Origin of the sequence: Methylobacterium sp. E-065 (assembly GCF_022829605.1) — a bacterium.
In the GTDB taxonomy this organism is placed as follows: Bacteria; Pseudomonadota; Alphaproteobacteria; order Rhizobiales; family Beijerinckiaceae; genus Methylobacterium.
Map to the genome: position 1 here is coordinate 1 of NZ_JAKSYD010000031.1, position 1,724 is coordinate 1,724.

At 70.8% G+C, this 1,724-nt stretch carries 1 protein-coding gene; it reads left to right on the forward strand.

Annotation, left to right across the window (positions count from 1 at the left end; genetic code table 11):
* A partial coding sequence (locus tag MKK84_RS02445) for a putative bifunctional diguanylate cyclase/phosphodiesterase (RefSeq protein ID WP_243916448.1) occupies positions 1-1,482 on the forward strand: 1,482 nt, incomplete at its 5' end.
* Positions 1,483-1,724 lie beyond the last annotated feature (242 nt).

Below are 1,724 nucleotides of genomic sequence, written 5' to 3' on the forward strand. Positions count from 1 at the left end.
CGCTCCGAGGAGCTGCGGCCGGAGGAGTTCGAGGCCCGCACTGCCGCCGGCACGCACGTGCCTGTCGAGCTGTCCTGCCGCACCATCGAGTTCGGCGGCAAGCCCGCCACCGCCGTCGCCCTGCGCGACCTCACCGACCGCAAGCGCGACGAGGCCCGTATCCGCCACCTCGCCCTGCACGACGCCCTGACCGACCTGCCCAATCGCTACCTGCTGGAGCAGCGCCTCGGCCCGGCGCTCGAGGCCGCGGCCCTGGACGGGACCGGCGTCGCGGTGATCTACCTCGACCTCGACCGGTTCAAGGCGGTCAACGACCTGCACGGCCACGCCACCGGCGACGCGCTGCTGGTCCAGCTGGCCAAGCGGATGCTGACCGAGCTGCGCCCGAGCGACACCCTGGCCCGGGTCGGGGGCGACGAGTTCGTGGCGGTGCTCACCGGCGCGCGCGCGCCCCAGCGGGTCGCGGAGATCGCCGGTCGCCTGGTCGGGGGCCTGCGTCGCCCGTTCCAGATCGACGACCATCGCGTCGAGATCGGCGCCTCGGCTGGCATCGCCCTCTACCCCGGGGACGGCCGCACGGCTGAGGCGCTGCTGCGCGCCGCCGACACCGCACTGTATCGCGTCAAGGACGAGGGACGCGGCGCGGTCCGTTTCTTCGAGGCGGCGATGGACGCCGAGCTGCAGGCGCGGCGGCAGTTCGAGCACGAGCTCGGCGGCGCGATCACCCGCGACGAGCTGCGGCTGTTCTACCAGCCGATCGTCAACGCCCGCACCGGCGAGATCGAGACCTTCGAGGCGCTGATCCGCTGGCAGCACCCGGAGCGCGGCTTCGTCTCGCCGGCCGAGTTCATCCCGGTGGCCGAGCAGGCCGACCTGATCGGGCGGATCGGCGAATGGGTGATCGACACCGCCTGCGCGGCGGCCGCGGCCTGGCCGCAGCCGTGGCGTGTCTCAGTCAACGTCTCCCCGACCCAGTTCCGCCAGTCCGACGTCCCGACGGTCGTCGCTGCGGCGCTGGCGCGTCACGGGCTTGCCCCGGCGCGGCTGGTGGTCGAGATCACCGAGAGCGTGTTCATCCAGGATGCCGCGAAGGCCGTGCAGGTGCTGACCGACCTGCGCGGGCTGGGCGTGCGGCTGGCACTCGACGACTTCGGCACCGGGTACTCGTCGCTGAGCTACCTGCAGCAGTTCCGGTTCGACAAGATCAAGGTCGATCAGTCGTTCGTGCGCCGGTTGGGGCAGCACGCCGACACGCTGGCGATCGTGCGGGCGATCGTGAACCTCGGGCATAACCTCGGCCTGCAGGTCACGGTCGAGGGGGTCGAGACCGCCGAGCAACTGGCGATCCTGCGCGAGCTGCACTGCGAGCAGATGCAGGGCTACCTGTTCGCGCGCCCTGCAGCGGTGCTGGGTGTGTCGGAGCTGGAGCTGGCCCGGTTGCGGGCGCTGTTCGCTGAGCCGCAGCTGCGGGCCATGGCTTGAAGTCACCCTGGCTGGCCGTGTTGACGTACCTTGCCCTGTTTCTCGGCCTGACAAAGTTCGCGTGCCTCGCCCGAAACTCGCCGGCAAGGAGTAGCAGTTCTGCGAAAATTCCGCCCGGGCGAAACTTCAGCCTGAGCCAGCCCGTACCGCTCGCCCATGAGCGAACAACACGACAAGCCCTCGTCCTTGGATGCCGCGTTAGCCGCGCAGATCCATGCTGCCCGCGTCCGAGGCGCCTACTC